At 66.2% G+C, this 16275-nt stretch carries 18 protein-coding genes; 8 read left to right on the forward strand and 10 right to left on the reverse strand.

Going from position 1 to position 16275, the window contains the following annotated elements:
* Positions 1-11 precede the first annotated feature (11 nt).
* Complete coding sequence (locus FRZ61_RS13085) at positions 12-1055, forward strand: CorA family divalent cation transporter (protein ID WP_191909003.1); 1044 nt, start codon at positions 12-14, stop codon at positions 1053-1055.
* A 414-nt stretch (positions 1056-1469) separates the two neighbouring features.
* Here the strand turns inward: FRZ61_RS13085 and ligD are convergent, their stop codons facing one another.
* From ligD to FRZ61_RS13125, 8 genes are all read right to left on the reverse strand, one after another.
* Positions 1470-4139, reverse strand: a complete 2670-nt coding sequence (gene ligD / locus FRZ61_RS13090; protein WP_151118146.1) for a DNA ligase D — start codon at positions 4137-4139, stop codon at positions 1470-1472.
* Complete coding sequence (gene ku / locus FRZ61_RS13095; protein WP_151118147.1) at positions 4136-5041, reverse strand: non-homologous end joining protein Ku; 906 nt, start codon at positions 5039-5041, stop codon at positions 4136-4138. Before ku ends, ligD begins: the two co-directional genes overlap by 4 nt.
* Positions 5034-5273, reverse strand: a complete 240-nt coding sequence (locus FRZ61_RS13100; RefSeq protein WP_151118148.1) for a hypothetical protein — start codon at positions 5271-5273, stop codon at positions 5034-5036. Before FRZ61_RS13100 ends, ku begins: the two co-directional genes overlap by 8 nt.
* Before the next feature lie 14 nt (positions 5274-5287).
* Complete coding sequence (locus FRZ61_RS13105; protein ID WP_151118149.1) at positions 5288-5590, reverse strand: plasmid stabilization protein; 303 nt, start codon at positions 5588-5590, stop codon at positions 5288-5290.
* Between the two features lie 97 nt (positions 5591-5687).
* A complete protein-coding gene (locus tag FRZ61_RS13110) occupies positions 5688-6077 on the reverse strand; it encodes a PRC-barrel domain-containing protein (protein ID WP_151118150.1) in 390 nt (129 codons plus the stop codon).
* Between the two features lie 554 nt (positions 6078-6631).
* Positions 6632-6925, reverse strand: a complete 294-nt coding sequence (locus tag FRZ61_RS13115) for a hypothetical protein (protein WP_151118151.1) — start codon at positions 6923-6925, stop codon at positions 6632-6634.
* A 188-nt stretch (positions 6926-7113) separates the two neighbouring features.
* Positions 7114-7329, reverse strand: coding sequence for a DUF6496 domain-containing protein (locus tag FRZ61_RS26935; RefSeq protein ID WP_151118152.1), 216 nt, complete (start codon positions 7327-7329; stop codon positions 7114-7116).
* Positions 7330-7404: 75 nt separating this feature from the next.
* On the reverse strand, positions 7405-8391 hold the full coding sequence (locus FRZ61_RS13125) for an SDR family oxidoreductase (RefSeq protein WP_151118153.1): 987 nt from the start codon (positions 8389-8391) through the stop codon (positions 7405-7407).
* A gap of 260 nt (positions 8392-8651) precedes the next feature.
* Between FRZ61_RS13125 and FRZ61_RS13130 the strand changes: the two genes are divergently transcribed.
* Positions 8652-9860, forward strand: coding sequence for a pentapeptide repeat-containing protein (locus FRZ61_RS13130; protein WP_151118154.1), 1209 nt, complete (start codon positions 8652-8654; stop codon positions 9858-9860).
* A 12-nt stretch (positions 9861-9872) separates the two neighbouring features.
* Here the strand turns inward: FRZ61_RS13130 and FRZ61_RS13135 are convergent, their stop codons facing one another.
* On the reverse strand, positions 9873-11114 hold the full coding sequence (locus tag FRZ61_RS13135; RefSeq protein WP_191909004.1) for an HD domain-containing phosphohydrolase: 1242 nt from the start codon (positions 11112-11114) through the stop codon (positions 9873-9875).
* A 510-nt stretch (positions 11115-11624) separates the two neighbouring features.
* Here FRZ61_RS13135 and FRZ61_RS13140 point away from each other — a divergent pair.
* Positions 11625-11918 (forward strand): hypothetical protein, encoded by a 294-nt coding sequence (locus tag FRZ61_RS13140; protein WP_151118156.1) that lies wholly within the window; start codon positions 11625-11627, stop codon positions 11916-11918.
* 162 nt (positions 11919-12080) lie between these two features.
* Positions 12081-12599 carry a hypothetical protein gene (locus FRZ61_RS13145; RefSeq protein ID WP_151118157.1) on the forward strand — a complete coding sequence of 173 codons (519 nt, stop codon included), beginning with the start codon at positions 12081-12083 and terminating at the stop codon, positions 12597-12599.
* A 706-nt stretch (positions 12600-13305) separates the two neighbouring features.
* Here the strand turns inward: FRZ61_RS13145 and FRZ61_RS26425 are convergent.
* Entirely contained in the window at positions 13306-13572 is a 267-nt protein-coding gene (locus FRZ61_RS26425; protein WP_191909005.1) for a hypothetical protein, read from the reverse strand.
* On the opposite strand from FRZ61_RS26425, the gene FRZ61_RS13150 reads away from it, so the two are divergent.
* The 4 genes from FRZ61_RS13150 to FRZ61_RS13165 all read left to right on the forward strand — a co-directional run bounded on the left by FRZ61_RS13150 (position 13547) and on the right by FRZ61_RS13165 (position 16271).
* Entirely contained in the window at positions 13547-14218 is a 672-nt protein-coding gene (locus FRZ61_RS13150; protein WP_191909006.1) for a sigma-70 family RNA polymerase sigma factor, read from the forward strand. The genes FRZ61_RS26425 and FRZ61_RS13150 overlap by 26 nt on opposite strands.
* Positions 14219-14248: 30 nt before the next feature.
* Positions 14249-14548 carry a hypothetical protein gene (locus FRZ61_RS13155; protein ID WP_151118159.1) on the forward strand — a complete coding sequence of 100 codons (300 nt, stop codon included), beginning with the start codon at positions 14249-14251 and terminating at the stop codon, positions 14546-14548.
* A 185-nt stretch (positions 14549-14733) separates the two neighbouring features.
* Complete coding sequence (locus tag FRZ61_RS13160; protein ID WP_151118160.1) at positions 14734-15081, forward strand: hypothetical protein; 348 nt, start codon at positions 14734-14736, stop codon at positions 15079-15081.
* A 176-nt stretch (positions 15082-15257) separates the two neighbouring features.
* Positions 15258-16271, forward strand: coding sequence for a glycosyltransferase family 2 protein (locus tag FRZ61_RS13165; protein ID WP_191909007.1), 1014 nt, complete (start codon positions 15258-15260; stop codon positions 16269-16271).
* The last annotated feature ends 4 nt before the right edge of the window (positions 16272-16275 follow it).

Genomic DNA, 16275 nt, shown 5'->3' on the forward strand with positions numbered 1-16275 from the left:
AGCGACCCCGCATGCCACCCGTGCAGGCCCTCTTCTGGCTGCAAGCCGAGAAGAGGGCCTTGCCGGGTCTGGTCTGGGCCTGGCGCTTCGGGCCGACCGGAGCGCCGGCCCCTCTCGCCCCCGACCAGCCGATCGATCTCGACGCCGCGCCGAGCGACTGGTTCTGGCTCCATTTCGATCTGCTCGACATGCGGGCGCATGGCTGGCTGACGCACGCGCCCTATCTGCCGGATTCCGCCCGTCTCATGCTGCTCTCCGCCCAGGAGCACCCGGCCCTTCAGGCCAAGGACGGCGTGCTGGCCGGCGCCCTTCCCGACATCGTCCGCGAGATGGACGACCGGTCCGAGCAATCGAGCCATCTGCGCTTCGTCCTGACCCACAACGCGCTCGTCACGGGCGGGCGGCATGTGCTGCAGGCGACGCTCGAGCTGCAGAAAGCCATCGAGCAGGGCCAGGCGATGGCGGCGCCCGGCGCGCTGCTGCAGTCGATCGTCGATCAGATCGCGGCCGACATCGGTGGGCGCCTGCATATCCTGTCGGACGGTTTCGACAAGATCGAGGATCGCCTTCTCGTCGAGAACACCGCCATCGACAATCTGGGACTGGCGCGACAGCGCCGCCACCTGGTGCGCGTGCATCGCCGCCTCGCCGGCCTCTGCGCGCTCCTCGAGCGTACCGATCCGGCCTCCGGCCTGGAACAGGCGGTCGCGCGGCAACGCATCGACATACAGCACTGCCTGCACCGCTTCTCGTCGCTGGATCACGAAGCGATGGCGATGCTCGAGCGGGGACGGCTGCTGCAGGACGAGATCGCGACCCGGCTCGCGACCGAGACCAACCGCCATCTGCATGCGTTGTCGATCCTGACCGCGCTGCTTCTGCCGCCTTCGCTCGTCTTCGGCATTTTCGGCATGAATGTCGGCGGTCTGCCGCTGGGCCAGACCCATTTCGGGATCGTGATCACCCTCGCCCTGGCCGCGATCTCGGCGGGTCTCGCGTTCGGCTCGCTGCGCCGGCTCACGCGATTTCTCAAGCGCCGCGGCGTCGTGAAATGAAGGAAGGAAGGAAAGGCCGGCCCCTTCCACCGGCCAGGGACGCCGATGGGAGGGTACCGGCACTCGAGTGATCGCCGTCTGGCGGGTTCCGCGATGTGGGGGGAACGCCACGAAACCTGAGCTTCGCTGAACGCCGCTCGGCCGGGCTCGAAAGCCCGGCCTCGCCTGGACGGCGCTGCGTGGCGTTGCCGCATGACGTTACCTCGGGCGGGGCCGAAGGCTTTGTCGCGTGGCGTTGCCGCGCACAGGCCGTCCTAGCCCGACGGCACCGTGTGAGGGGGTCTATGAAGCAGCGGGGGGCTGGAATCCAGGCCGCAAACGGACAGCTAAACCTAAGAAGCGGGTCTTATCCGACCGTATAGGGGCGGCGCCGTGCCTGCGAAAATGCCGGCGGTTCGCGGGCCCGCGGCCGTGTCAGCGCGAAGTCTTCAACGCGCTCAAGGTCTTCGCACCCAGGCTCTGCCGGATGTCGAAGAACCCTTCCCACGGATCGCGCGGCAACGCCGCCAACCGGTCCCGGATGTTGCCCAGCCGATAACGATCGGACCGGAGCCGGGCGTTCAGTTCCCGCCAGTCGAGCGGCGCCGAGATCGGCGCGCCCGCCCGCGCCCGGGTTGAGTACGGCGCCACCGCCGTGGAGCCGCGATCGTTGCGCAGATAGTCGATGAAGATCTTGCCGCCGCGCGCGGCCTTGGACGATTTGGCCAGATAGAGCGCGGGCTTGTCCGCGGCCATGCTGAAGGCGATCGCCTGGGTCAGGCGCTTGACCGGCTCCCAGGCGACGGCCGGCCGCAGCGGCGCCACCACATGGAGGCCTTTGCCGCCCGTGGTCTTGACGAAGCTCTCGAGTTTCAGCTCCTGCAGACGGTCGCGGACTTCCTTCGCCGCCGCGATCACGTCGGGCCACTCGACCTTCGGATCCGGATCGAGGTCGAAGATGATGCGGTCGGCCTTGTCGACATCGTCGGCCGAAGCGCCCCAGGGATGGATCTCCAGCACGCCGAACTGCACCAGCGCGATCAGCCCGCGCTCATCCTCGATCGAGACATAGCTTTCGCGCGCCCCCTCCTTGCTCTTGACCGAGAAGGGCTTGATCGCGTCCGGCATGCCCGCGGAGAGATGCTTCTGGAAGAAGCAGGTCCCGCTGGCCCCGTCCGGGCAGCGGACGATCGCCAGCGGCCGGTGCTTGACGTGCGGCATGATCCGGTCGGCGACATCGACATAGTATTGGGCGAGATCGAGCTTGCTGATCGCCGGCTCTTCGTAGAGAAGACGCCCGGGATGAGTGAGCCGCACGCCATGGAAATCCTGCTCGCCCTTCGCACCCGATTCCGCTTTGCCGGCGGCTGTCGCCTTGCGTTTGCGGCTGGCCGCGACGGTGGGCTTTTCCGGTTCCGCCGGCCCCGGGCTCCTGCTTGCGCGTCGCATCACCTTCTCCCGCGTAATCTCGCTGGCCGGCTTGTCTTCCCGCAAGCCCAGGAAGGAGGCCTGACGGACGAGCCCGTCCCGGGTCCAGGTGGCGAACTCGGTTTCGCACACCAGGCTCGGCTCGACATAAGTCACGCCGCGTCGGGCTGCGGCGGGGATCGCCGCGAAGGGCGGCTCGTCTTGGCGGATCGGTTCGAGCCTGCGCCGCAGCGCGAGCGATTGCGCCCGGCCGAAGCCGGTGCCGACCCGGCCAGCATAGCGGAGACGGCCGCCGTCGCCATAGCCCAGGAGCAGCGCGCCGACGCCGGGCCGTCCCTTGGCCGGGCGGGTGAAGCCGCCGATGACGAACTCCTGGCGCTCGCGGCATTTGGACTTGAGCCAGCCCGTGCCGCGGCCGGAGCGGTACGGATCCTGGGCGCGCTTCGAGACCACGCCTTCCAGCGCCAGCTCGCAGGCATGGCGATAGATCTCGCCGCCATCGCGATCGAAATGCTGGCTGAACCGCAGGACGCCGCGTTCGGTGGCGCCGAGCAGCCCGAGAAGCCTGGCTTTGCGTTCGAGAAGCGGCAACGCGCGCAGATCCTGGCCGTCGAGATAGAGCAGATCGAACAGAACGAAGGCGAGCTCGCCTTGCTCGTCACCGGAGAGGATGGCCTGCAGCTGGCCGAAATTGGAGAGCCCGTCGGCCTCGAACGCCACGATCTCGCCGTCGAGCAGCGCCGTCTTCGCGGGCAAGGCCCCGACCGCTTTCGCGATGGCGGGAAAGCGCTTGCACCAATCGAGCCCGCGCCTTGTCAGAAGCGAGACCTTGCCGCCATCGAGCCGCGCCTGGATGCGGTAGCCGTCGAGCTTGATCTCATGCACCCAGCCTTCGCCCGCGGGCGGCGCCCCGACACGGGTGGCGAGCTGCGGCTCGACGAAATCCGGCAGCCTGCCGCGCTTGCCGGCGGCCTTGACCGTCTTCGCAGGAGACGGCTTCGGCCTCGCCGCCTTCGCGGCATCTCGGCCGTCGGCGCCCGCATCGCCCCGGTTGCTGTGCCAGACCGATGAGCCGCGGGCGATCTCCTCCATGCTGCGGCCGGAGCGCACGCTGCGATCCGCCTCCTCGAGGAGGGCGCCGCCGTCACCGGGCTTCGCTTCGCCGTCGCGCCCCTTGATCAGGAGCCAGTTGTCGTGCTTGTCGCGCGGCGAGCGGCGGCGCATCCGCACCAGGTTCCATTCGCCCTTGAGCCGCTCCCCCTCCAGGCGGAACTTGAGCCGGCCCGCCCGCATCATGGCGTCGGGGTCGCCCAGCGGTTCCCAGCTCCCCTCGTCCCAGAGCATGACGGTGCCGCCGCCATATTGCGGCTTGGGAATGGTCCCCTCGAAGTCGCCATAGGCCAGCGGATGATCCTCGACATGCACCGCCAGGCGCTTGTCGGCGGGATCGAGGCTGGGACCGCGCGTCACCGCCCAGCTCTTGAGGACGCCGTCCATCTCCAGCCGAAAGTCGTAATGCAGCCGGCGCGCTGCATGCTTCTGGATCAGATAGCGGCGACCCCCGCTTCGTCCCTGGGCGCCGCGCGGTTCGGGCGTGGCCTCGAAATCCCGCTTGGCCCGATAGCGCGCCAGCGATTTGTCCCGGGGAGCCGCCTTCCGCCGCCGCCCTGCCCTCATGCCCGCTTTCGTGCCCGGCCCGGCGCGCGCGAAGGGGCCGCCCGCTTCTTGCGCGGCGCGGGAGCCTGCGGCCCGCGATCGATCCGGGTCTCGCTATCGCTCCCACTGCTCCGGCGACCCACGCTCCGCCGCAGGGCTTCCATCAGATCGATGACCTCCGCGCCCTTGCGCTCGGGTTCCTCGACCTGGATACGGCGTCCTTTCGACTTCAGCTTGCGCTCGATGAGCTCGCGCAGGGCATTCTCGTAGTGATCCTTGAAGCGGTCCGGCTCGAAATCGCCCGTCTTCTGCTCGATGAGCTTCTGCGCCAGCCCGAGCTGGTCCTTGTCGACGGGCACGTTCTTGATGCCGGCGAAATAGTCCTCCGCCTTTCGCAGATCCTCCGCATAGCGGAGCGTTTCCAGCAACATGCCTTTTCCGCAAGGTTGCAGGGCCGCGATGCGCTCGCGTCCCGACAGCACGATCTGCCCCAGCCCGATGCGCTTGGTCGAGCGCAACGCGTCCCGGATCACCACGAATGCCTCCATCGCCGCCTCGCCATCCGGCACGACGAAGAAGGGTTCCTCGAAATAGATCGCGTCGATTTGGTTGCGGTCGACGAACCGCACGATGGAGAAGCTGTCCTTGGATTCCAGCCGCAGCGCCTTGAGCTCATCGGGCTCGATCAGAACATACTGATCCTTCGAATATTCGTAGCCCTTGGCGATGTCCTCGCGCTCGACGGCGCCCTGGCCCGGCACGACGTTCAGATGGCGGACCCGCTTGCCGGTCGGCTTGTGGATCTGGTGGAACCGGATCTCGCTGCGCACGTCGACGGCGCGATAGATCGCGACCGGCAGCACCACCAGCGACAGGCGGATGGCGCCGCTCCAGGTCGGCCGCGCGCCCTTCGGCTCAGCCATTGTTCATCCAATAGGCCAGGAGGATGCCGAAGGCGATCGTGACCATCGCGATCGAGATGCCGAGGATCTTGCGCAGATGACCGGAGGTTTCGCCGGACCGGGCCTCTTCCGTACTGAGCACCGGCTCGCCATGGCCGCCCGTTTTCCTGTCATGCGCGATGGCGCCCGGCTCGTCCTTGCTCATCTCGCGCCCGGGCATGAAGCCGTCCGTGTCCTCATCTTCGTCGCTCATGAGATTCTCCTGTGTCATTTGCGACGGCCTGCCCTCGTCCGTGCCGCTTTCTTGGCGGATGCCGTCCGCGCCGCAGCCGGACGTGCCGCGGTCGCCCGGCCGCCACGCTTTCCGCCCTTCTCGTAGGGCTCCCGGTTCTCCGGCCGGCCTTCGCCGGAACCGCCCAAGCGGCCGCCGCCGGAAATCTTGTTCTCGACGGCCCAGGCCCGGCGCGCCGCCTCCTGGGGCGGAAAGCCGCGCTTCTCGAAACTGTCCTCGATATGCCGTGCCTGGCGCTTCTGCTTGGCAGTGTATTTCGATTTGTCGCCGCGTGGCATGGATTTCTCCTCATGAAGGAGCCGGCCCCGCCCGCGCCCGCCTTGCATGCCGGCGCGGGCTCAGGGGCCGGCGTCACTGATATCGGCCCTTCGGCGATCAGAGCCAATAGGGCGGGATGCCGTAATAATCATGGAGGCGGGTGCCCCATTCGCGATCCGAAAGCTCCGCCTCGTTCTCGTAGCGCGGTGCCTTCTTGAGCGTGTCGGCATCGAGATTGACGACATAGCCGCTCTTGCCGGTGTCATAGCTGAGGACGGACCAGGGCAGAGCGTAGCGGCTCTGGCCGAGGCCGAGGAAGCCGCCGAAGGTCGCCACGGCGTAAGCGACCTTGCCCGAGAGCTTGTCGATCATGACCTCGTCCACCTCGCCGAGATGGTCGCCCTTGGGGTTGTAGATATTGGTGCCATTGACCTTGTTGGCCCCGATGAGGCTGTAGGTCTCGCGCTGCTCGAGCGTGCTTTGAGTCTGGGGAATGGGCGACGCCATTGAATCTCTCCTTCAGAGTCGGGTGTCGTTATCGTCCGTGCAGACGTAACTGCGAAGGCCTCGATCCGTTCCGCTCCGCCCCGCATTCAGGGTTCAGGCCGGATCTGGTCCTGCAGGAAATCGCGGGGCGCGACCGGGCGGCGCCCCCGGCGGCTGGTCGGGCGGGAGATCGGGATTGCGCCGGCCCGGCAGCGGCATCGGCGGATCGGTCGGGCCCGGATCGCCCGGAACCGGATCGCCCGGCTGCGGCGGGCCCGGCGGCACCGGCTGGGGCGGATCCGGATCGGGGCGGCCGGGTCCGGGGATCGTGGCGAGACGCTGCCCTCGCGAAGGCGGAGCATAAGCTCGCCGGGCGCCGGGACGCCGATCCATCATCAGCTGCTTCCACATGAGAACCTCCTTAGGATCGAGCGACGCTGGCCCTGCTGCGTGACGAGCGGCGGCCTCCAGAAAGCAATCGGCCCGGCGTCGCGGGAGCGACGCCGGGCCTTCGCTCAGACGCGTTCAGTCAAACCTGACGGTCGACCTTCGGCGCCCTCGCTTGACGCGCAGGATCAGTGCTTGCCGCCCTGCTTGTCCTCGCCACGCCCCACGCCCGGCTTGTTCTGATTCTGATCGCCCTTGCGATCGACGGGGACCTCGCGCGAGCGATCGGTGCCCTGCGCATAGCGCTCCTGCGGGCCGGTGCCGCCCTGACGGTCGCGCTGGCTCGGGTCATGCTGGGTGGGATCACCCTGCTTCTGGCCCTGACCTTGCCCCGGATTCCGCTGCGGGTTCTGCTGCATCTGCTGCGGATTCTGATTCTGCTGGCCCTGCTGCTGGCCGGGCTTGTCCATCGGGTTACCCATGATGAATTCCCTTCGTGGTCGGGTTGTCGATACACACCACAACGGCGGCTTTCGGTACCGGTTCCACCGGTCTGCGCAAAGATGCCGGGCACGTCGCCCTTTGGCCTTGCCGGTCCGCGCGAGGACGAAGCCACAACAAGGTCACAGGAACGCTGGCTTCGGCGCCGGCGCCGCCTCGCGAAAACCTTTCAGGACTTCTTCCGACTGCCGCTCTTGCGGCTGCGACGCGGTGGGACCTTCTTCCCTTTCTTGCGCGCCTCCGAGATTCCGATGGCAAGCGCTTGCGCCCGGGTCTTCACTTTCCCGCCCTTGCCGCCGGGGCCGCTGCGAAGCGTGCCCTTCTGGCGTCGCCGCATGGCGCCGGCAACGGTTCGCGAGGCGGATTTGGAATATTTGCGAGGCATTGTCTCACTCCTTGCTATCGCCGGCGCACGCGAGACGGCGTGCCGGCTTCGTCCGACCCCGGTCGATGGACAGGCTCACCCGCCGCCATAGCCGCCGATGACGGGCAGGATCTCGCCGGTGATGTAGCTGGAGCAATGGGACGACGCGAGGAAGACGAAGGCCGGCGCGATCTCCTCGGGCTGGGCGGGACGCTTCATCGGCGTGTGGGCGCCGAACCGGCTGACATCCTCGGCCGACCGGTCCGCCGGATTGAGCGGCGTCCAGACCGGCCCCGGCGCCACCGCGTTGACCCTGATGCCGCGCTCGACCAGGTGGCTCGCCAGCGAGCGGGTGAAGGCATGGATGCCGCCCTTGGTCATGGCGTAGTCCAGCAGCTCCTTGCTGCCCTGCAGGGCCGTCACCGACCCGTTGTTGACGATGGCGCCGCCGTCGGTCATCTGCTCGACCGCCGCCTGCGCCATGTGAAAATAGCCGTAGAGGTTGGTCTTGAGCGTGCGGTCGAAATGCTCCTCGGTCAGATCCTCGAACCGGGGCGTGTGGAGCTGGAAGGCCGCGTTGTTGACGAGGATGTCCAGGCGGCTCAGCTCCTTCACGACGCACGCGACGGCTTCGCGGCAGAACTGCCGGTTGCCGACATCGCCCGGAATCAGCAGGCAGCGCCGCCCCTCCCGCTCGACGGCCTCCCGCGTGACCGCGGCATCGTCATGCTCGTTGAGATAGACCAGGGCGAGGTCGGCACCCTCGCGCGCATAGAGCGTGGCCACGGCGCGTCCGATGCCGGAATCGCCGCCCGTGATGATGGCGACCATGCCCTTCAGCTTGTCCGAGCCCTTGTAGTAAGGCGCGTCATACATGGGCGCCGGCGACAGGAGCGCCTCCTCTCCCGGTTTCCACTGATGCTGTTTCGGAAAGGGAGGTGCGGGATAGGGCCGCGCACCCGCCTGCATCGCGCCTCCCGCCTTCTCCGGCGGCGGGCTGTCCTCGATGCGGTCGATCTGCTGCTGGATTTCCCGCTGCTCTTTCGCGGTCTGCTCGGCGCGTTCTCTGGAATCGGTTGGCATGATGTCTGCTCGCTTCCGGGCCGGTTCTCGACGCAACGCCGGCCCGGCCCTTCGGTTCCCGCCGGCCCCCTCCTCCGCCCCGGGGCGGCGCTCCTCTGGGCCCAAGGGAGCGGCGGCGGGGATTTCCAGGAAAAGAAAGGGTTAACGCTCACCTTTTAGGCTGTCGGATTGGGCTTGGCCGACGTCCCTCCGGCCTGCCCAGAGGCGCCGGGGAAATCGACCGCTGGCGTCGAACCGCGACCCGGACGACAGACGAGCGCATGACCCGACAGGATCTCAAGGTTCCCTCGCCGGAAGAGCTCAAGGCGATCATCGGCACGCATCTGCTCTGGACCCGCACGCCCTCCAAGGGCAAGCGCGGCGACCTCTCCTATTGCTCGTTGCCCGGCATCGATCTCTCCGGCCTGGACCTTCACGGCCTGGTCTTCACCGGCGCCGATCTGAGCGGCGCCCGGCTCGACAATTGCGATTTCACGGAATGCGACTTCTTCGGCGGCAATCTGTCGGGCGCGCATCTGCGGGGTGCCAAGCTCCGCCGCGCCATCCTGCGCGGCGCAAGGCTGGCGGGCACGGACCTCGAGGGCGCCGACCTGCATGAGGCGGATCTGCGCGAGGGCGTGCTCTATCGCCACCGCAAGCGCGTGGGCGAGATCGAGGTCGACGGCGTGGCCGAGGCGGAGATGACCAATTTCTTCCGCGCCGACCTGAGCAACGCCAAGCTGTCGGGCTCGGTGTTCAAGGGCGCTCGCATGGCGGGCGCCATCATGGCGAACGCCACCATGATCGGCGCCGACTTCTCGGGCTGCGACATGAGCGGCGCCGATCTGCGCGGCGCCAATCTCTCGGGCACCAACTTCACCAACGCCCGGATGGTGGGCGTCAAGATGGTGGGCGTCTCGATCGACAAGACGGTCTTCACCGGCGCGGACCTGACCGGCCTCATGCCCGAGGATATGAGCCAGGTGAAGGGCTGGGCCCGCGATGCCAAGTTCGACCCGCCTCCCGTCAACAACCGCGACAACCTGCCGGCCGTGCTGGAGACGCACGAGAAGTGGCTGCAATCCGACGGGCGCGAAGGCCAGCAGGCGGTGTTCGAGCGCGCCGATCTCTCGCGGATCGACCTCGCCGGCCGGATGCTGCGGCTGGTGGTGTTCCGGCGCTGCAGCCTGGCCGGCGCCGATTTCACCCAGACCCGGCTCTATGCCGTCGATTTCAGCGGCTCCGACCTGCGCCAGGCGCTGTTCCGCGGGGCCATGATGAAAGGCGGGCGTTTCGATGCCGCGGACCTCACCGGCATCGACCTGACGGGCTCCCGGATCGCGCCGCTGCCGCTGGCCGGCGGTGCCCAGATCGCGACCAGCTTCCGCGGTGCCAAGCTCTCGCCGAGCCTCTTCACGGGCGCCGATGTGCTGGCCGGCGATTTCAGCGATACCGCGCTCGCGGGGAGCGGCTTTCCGTTCCGGGGCTGAGTTCCCGAGGCGTCAGGCCGCGAACTCGAAATGCTCCTGCTCGAACAGGGCGAGACAAGCCTCGACCACGGCGGGATCGTAGATCGAGCCGGAGCCGCGGCGGATCTCCTGCAGCGCGGCCGCAGGCCCGATCGCCGCGCGATAGGGCCGGTGCGAGGTCATGGCCTCCACGGTATCGGCGACCGCGAGGATGCGGGCCTCGAGCAGGATCTGCTCGCCGACAAGGCCCCGGGGATAACCCGACCCGTCGAAGCGTTCGTGATGCTGGCGAACGATCTCCGCGAGCGGCCAGGGGAAATCGACCTTGTTCAGGATCTCGTAACCGGCCTCGGGGTGCGACTTGATCATCGCGAACTCGGCCTCGGTCAGTCGCGACGGCTTGCTCAGGATCTCGCTCGGAATCTGGATCTTGCCGATATCGTGGCAGATGCTCGCATGCTTGAGCCCTTCGCGGCGATGCCGGTCGAGCCCGATCCGATCGGCGATGGCGAGAGCCAGCACCGTCACCCGCTCCTGATGACCGGCGAGATAGCCGTCGCGCTTCTCCACCATGGTGGCGATGGCGGCGATGGTCTGGCGCAACGTCGCCTCCAGGCCGAACAGGTGGCGCTGAAGCCTCGCTTCCGCCTCGAGGCGCTGGCTGATGTCGCGCCCGCTCGCCAAGGCGCCGATGATGCGCCCGACCGCGTCCTTGAGCGGCACGCCCTGGAACTCGAAGGGCAGTGTCGAGCCGTCCTTGCGCAGGATCGTCACCTCGAGCCCGATCTGCTGCCCCTGCATCACCTTCAGGAAGGCTTCGATGGTTCGCGGCCGATCCGCCGGCGCGACGAAATCCTGCATGGGCCGGCCCAGTATGTCTTCGCGCGCATGGCCGACGATACGGGTGCAGGCGAAATTGACGGCCGTCACGCGGGCCTGCGGATCGAAGGTCACCACGGGATCGGAGAGCGCATCCAGCAGCTCGACCCGCTGCTGGTGCGAGGCCGCCTGCTCGGTGGACTGCGCCATGGCAGCCCGGTGACAGTATCGCGAAAGGACGTAAACCAGGCCCGTCGAAAGCCCGATGAAGAGGAAGGCCTTGTTCGTCTGTCCTTGCGCGAAGAACGTTTCGTCACCGGCGGACAGGAGCAACAGAAGACTGTCCGAGACCAGGACCCAGGTGGCGCCGATCACGAAATAGAGCGCCGCCGCGGCCACGGGCGTCAGCAGCAGCAGCCATCGTGTCTCGTTGGCGTCGAGCCTCCCATGGCTCATCCAGCCTCTGAATTGTTCTCCCAGGACCCTCATGCATTCGTCCCCTTGGCATTCGGCTGATGCGGACGCTCAGCCCTTTGGACAATCCTGTTGTGTTATTTGAGGGTCAGGTTTCGCCCGAATGGTAAACATAACGTGACTATTTTCGGAATTTGGTCAGTTAATCAATGATCTAGAAAAACCTAAAATACACAGTAATTTTATGTTGTTAGGGGTTTCTACCGAGGGCGGCCACGGGGGAGCCCTGCGACAAAAAAGCGAGCAGCCCCCCGATTTTTTCACCCGTAACGGGCCACTCGGCCGTCGGATTTCGGCGCGAGGCCCCGGTCCCGGCCCCTCCGGTTCCCACCGTGAACGATCCAAGGGTGAGATATCTGGCGGGCTCCAGGAACCGCCTCTCTGCCCCAGGAGTTGAAGGCGGAGCGGTCGGTCAATCGGCCGCAGACGCCGGCGCGTCGAACTCCGTTCTTTCCGCGTGGCCATATCGATGCCGTCGCACGGAGAAATGTCATGATCAATCCCACAGCTCGTGCCGTGGGCATCCCCTGGTACCGCGGCGAGGATTACCTGACGCTTCGCTCCCGAATGGTCGATGCGGCGAGCCTGCCGCCGGTCTTCGACCAGTGGCTGTCCGTCGCCGAAGAGCTGGAGCAGCGCCTTCGCCACGAGGGCCACGTCGTGGAACGCATCTTCATCGACCATGATGCGTTCCTGGAATGGTGCAGGAAAAAGAACTGCGGCTGGGACGCCGACGCGCGGGCCCGCTATGTGGAGGAGATCGTCGCGCGCCGGCATTTCAACTGATCCGCGCCCGCGATCCTCCCTGCTCCCCGAGGAACCGGGTCCCGCATTCGGCGTTCACGTCCACAAGCACCGGCGTACGCGGCAAGCGCGCGCCCCACACGCCTCGTCTCGAGACAGGATTCCGGGGCCGGATCTCGGGGCGGCGATCCCAAGGAGGTTCGAATGAAACGTCTTCCGCTACTTCTCGCCAGCGCGTTGATCGCGATCGGAACGAGCGGCGCGGTCTGGTCTCAAAGCAGCTCGTCGGGCGGCTCCAGCAGCACGGGCTCGACCCTTGGAACCGGCACCGGAACCGGCGCACCGATGAGCGACACGACGGGTGGCGGCCCGCTGGGCAATAGCGTGCCGGACAGCGCCGCGAGCCCGACCACGAACAATCCCGCAACGAGCACGAATACCAATCTGAACACCAACACCGGCGTCAACCCGCTGACGGGGACCAACACCAACACGGGCACCGTGGGCTCCACCAGTACCGGCACGACGTCGCCCAGCGCGACCGGCACCAATACCGGCACGAACACCGGCGTCGGCACCACGACGGGCGGTGTCGGCGTCAGCACCGGCGGCACCGGCTCCAGCTTCGTGAACTCGGGCAGCAGCCACATCAATACGGTCACGGGCACCGGCGGGGCCAATCCGTCGATCCCGGACAGCGGTGCCGACGCCGCGACCCCCTGAGGCTCGGCTCCACTGGCGCCGGTCGCGAGCCTGTCGCGGCCGGCGCCCATCCGTGAGCGGCCGCCTCCATCCCATGAATTGAATCGGACGAGAAACACGCTGGCGTTCTTGGCAGCCGAGTTCAGCGGCTGCTGACGAGCGTCAGTTGGGGCGTCGCTTCGACCGCGACGGTTTGGCGGGGGACGGGGCCGACTGGGAAGAGCCGGGCAGGCTTTCCGCCGTGAGATCCCTCAGATAGCCCGGCACGGAATCCTCTGTCAGCGCGCGCCCATATCGGCGCAGCAGCTCCGCCTGCTTCCGCAGCCTCATGGTCTGCGTGCGCAGAACGGGATCCCCTTTCAGATGATTCAAGACAAGCGCTTCATCGTCTGAGCCGAGACGACCTTCGACGAAATCCTGCAACATTCGCCGGGTGACGCGCCGCGGCATTGCCGATCAAACCGTTGTCGCTTTCATGGGCACCATCGTATCTCGGCTGCACTGTCCCTTTAATTTGCATGCAATCGCACGCCGCAACCACAGCATTTGACAGTGGGATCGCGTTCCAACCTTCGCCGAATTACAACCTTTTGGGGGCATTTCCGCAAAAATTTTGAACCATGCTCATTTTTCTCTAGAGCGTTTTCGTAGAATATGATTTGCTCTCTTGTCGCTGCCGTCAACTTAGAGGCAAGCGAGCGCGCCGGAGACGGATCGTCTCGGCAATTCATTTGAAATCCTCGGTACCTTGGCGAGATCGGGGTTTTTGCATGAATAACTGCGCTGCGATGATGATACGGACACTGTCGGGATCGTCGGCGGCTGGTTCGCGTGGCTTGGCGAAGCCCGCAACCGCGCCGGCAGGTCGCGATCCAACGGTGCAGGTTTTCGTAAACACAACTTCACGTTGTTCAATCGGAACGTCTCCCATCAACACGCAGCCGCCGAATGAGGGGGGTCCGGCGGCGTTGGAAACAGCGGGCGGTGTCGACATGTCCGAACATCCTTCTTTCGACTTCGCGCAGGAACTGATGGCCGCGGCCCCGGCCCTGCATCTCTATGCCCGCTCTCTCACCCGTAAGCCCGATGCGGCCGAGGATCTTCTTCAGGACACGCTCCTGCGCGCCTGGGCGGGCCGACGCCACTTCACGCCCGGCACGAGCTTCCGCGCCTGGGTTTTCACGATCATGCGCCACCGGTTCCTCGATATCTGCCGGAGGAACCGAAGCGTCGATCTGGATCTCGAGGGGCAGGCGGATCATCCCTCGCTGAGCACACCGGCGCATCAGGAGCTGGGCGTCGAGCTGCGGGAAATGGCCCAGGCCTTCTGGCGCCTGTCGGGAGACCACCGGGAAGTTCTTCTGCTCGTGGGCGTGATCGGCCTCAGCTACGACGCGGCCGCGGCCGTCCTGGGCTGCCGCCTGGGCACGGTCAGAAGCCGGCTCTCGCGGGCGCGCGACCAGTTGCAAGCCCAGATCGAGCATTTCGGAGAGCCGGTCCCGGACGAAGAGAGGACAAAGGAGAATGGCGACGACTGCCTCGCCCGGCTGTTGAGCGACCGGGACGCCTTGCTGGACCGCTCGGAAAGATATGCACGCAGCCATCGGCTTGCAGGAGCCACGCGGACCAACGTCGATTGATCCAGTCGTAACCGGATCGGGAGCCGTCAGATGTCGATCTTGCGGGATTTTGGAATCACGATTGCCGCGGGTGGCGCCACCCTGCTGCTGCTGGAGCTGTTCAGCCCCGCCGCCCCGCTCCAGGAGTTGCCGCTGGGCGACGTTGCGAGCTCCTTGAACTGGCCGATCATCAAGGTGATCGGCGGCGTGAGCGCTCTGGTCCTTGGCGCCTGCATGGCCATCCAGCCGCCGCGATTGATGGCCGCCGTCTCAGAGCGCGATGAACGTTCCAGCGTTCAGCCAGGCGCGCAAGAGCTGCGATCCGTCATTCCCGAGCACGACCAGGGCTGATCGCAGCGATGAGGAAAGGCATCGTTGTCGATCCGAGCATGCCCGATAGGCGGTCCGTCGCCATGAAACGCTTCACCGAGGGAACCAAATCGGTGTGACGCGTTGTCATTCCACCTCTTCCGTTGTCTGCCGATCAAAGGCGCCGAGGAAGTCGCCGCGCCGCCTAGCCAGAGATAGAGGTTGCCATGTCTGGGATTGAAGAGTTCGAAAGCCGGATTCACGCGGCCGAGACCATGCTGCAGGCGATGTTCTGCACGGTGACGGCCGACCTGATCCTGTTCCAGGCCGCCGTGCAGGCGCTGCGCGAAGAGGGTATCCTGACGGACAAGATGGTCGATCGCATCGCGATCGACGCCCATATCCGCCTTCAGCAGTTCGACGATACCGCGCTCAGCAAGCCGATGGCGGCGGAGATCGCCGCGCAGCTGGACGGCTTGGCGGAACGCCTGCGCGCCGCCGCTCCCTCCCGTCCCGTGATCGACCGTCCGGCGAGCGCCGTCGGCACCAGCGCACGAGCGGCGCCCAGCCGGTAATACATCCGTCACATAAGAGGGCGAGCAGCCCCAAGGGCCGGGCTTCGAGGGATCGAGCCCCCGCGCCCCAGGCACGAGTAAAGCCCTGCCTTTCCTGGATTCCCCGGCTTCGGTATCGTTCGGGATGACGGTGCCGGGTGGGGAACGTCGCTGCTCATCTTCGCCAGCAAATGCAGATGCCTCATATCCGCCGGCCCCGTGATGCCGGTGGCGTTCTTCCGGCCGAACGGCAGGAGAACGGATACGCGCGTGGGATGGTGATGGATTCTCAGGTCGACCGGCCGCTCGATCACATACTGCAACGAGTCCGGTGTCAGCCGACGCCGTCGCCGGATGCCACGATATGCATGATCGTGGCGCGCAATGAGGAGCTCAGGCTTCCCGATTGTCTCCGCCATCACAGAAAACTCGGCGTCGACAGGTTTGTGATCGTCGACAACGATTCAAGCGACGGGACTTCGTCCTATCTCCGTCAGCAACCCGATGTCGATTTGTGGTCCACAAGGAATTCTTACGGTGAATCCGGATTTGGTGGCTGGTGGTATTACTCTCTGGCGGAACAATACGGGTTCGGGCGTTGGTACCTCTTGATCGATGCCGACGAGCTGCTCGTATATCCCGACATGGAAAATCGCGGTCTTCGCGATGTGGCGCGAAGACTGACGGAACTCGGCGTCTACGCGATGCGCGCGCCGATGATCGACATGTATCCCGACAAACCGCTGGACAGCATCGAGTACCGGGCAGGCGACAGCCTGATCGAGGCCTGCCCGTTTTTCGACGGCGACAGCTACTACATCATCCAATCCCAGAAGGGCCGGACTCTCATGCGGGGAGGACCCCGGCAACGTTTGCTTTCGACCGAGGAACGGCCGTTTACGGTTTCTCTCGAGAAGTTTCCGTTTCGGTTCTGGGTGGATGGAACGCCGTTTCGGCATCACGCCTCGCCGTTCCCCACGCTGAGGACCCCGCCCATCGGGGCGCTTCTCCACTTCAAATTTCTCGATGATCTCGGATCGCGGATCGACGCTGCCGTCAGCGAAGGGGAACATTGGAACGGAGCGGCGGAATATATTCGATACAAAGAAAAGTACGAGGCCCTGAGATCCCCGTTCTACGAAGGCAGTGCGAGATACGAAGGCCCGGACTCCCTCGTCAGGCGCGGCATCATTGCCCGGTTTCCGTGGTGAGGAA

The sequence above is a fragment of the Hypericibacter adhaerens genome (genome assembly GCF_008728835.1).
Taxonomy (GTDB): Bacteria; Pseudomonadota; Alphaproteobacteria; order Dongiales; family Dongiaceae; genus Hypericibacter; species Hypericibacter adhaerens.